This is a genomic window from Actinomyces gaoshouyii, assembly GCF_002072175.1.
Taxonomy (GTDB): domain Bacteria; phylum Actinomycetota; class Actinomycetes; order Actinomycetales; family Actinomycetaceae; genus Actinomyces; species Actinomyces gaoshouyii.
The window spans coordinates 1-593 of record NZ_MVIV01000018.1 but is presented as its reverse complement, the minus strand read 5'-3'; the positions used below and the strand labels follow the sequence as shown (position 1 = coordinate 593).

Annotated in this window: 1 pseudogene; it reads left to right on the top strand. The window is 55.3% G+C overall.

Annotated elements, in window-relative coordinates:
• Window positions 1-255, top strand: a pseudogene (locus B1H50_RS10040) (hypothetical protein); the annotation flags it as partial.
• Window positions 256-593 lie beyond the last annotated feature (338 nt).

The window sequence follows — 593 nt, the reverse complement described above, 5'->3', positions numbered from 1 at the left end:
GACGACGCCACCAAACTCCACAAAGACGGAGGATGGGCCAACCCCTGGACCCAAAAAATCACAAACATCGAATACATCCCCCCAGGAAAAGGAAAAGAATACTGCGGGGTGAAGATGGTCGTTATCTCCGACAAGTCCACTTCCGTAGAAGGAAATGGGCGCATAGTCGAAGAGGATTCAAATACGAAGACTCTTCTAATTGCGCTACGGCGCATCGACGAGGACTGGGTTATCGGAGGAGTCGCAGTCGAATGAAAACTATTACCTTTGCCGCGATTTTAATCATATGCGCCCTCGGGGCGCTAATTTCACCAACAGGCAATGCTCAAGACCAAGGCACGATTGCAGCCTGGACATCATTCGACGGGAGAGCCGACGCTGAAAAAGTCAGCATCGAATCCATGACATATGAGGAGCTTCCGATTGGGGGTGGTTCTTCGCCATCAGGCGGTGGGGGTGGGGGGCAGGTGGTGGTCTCGGCCGCCTAACCCCAGAGCGCGCCCATCGAAGGCGATTTCATCTGCGATGGGCAGGACCCCCAAGGCAACGACACCGGTGCATGCCGCTTCCAACCAACCCCCACACGCCCCACA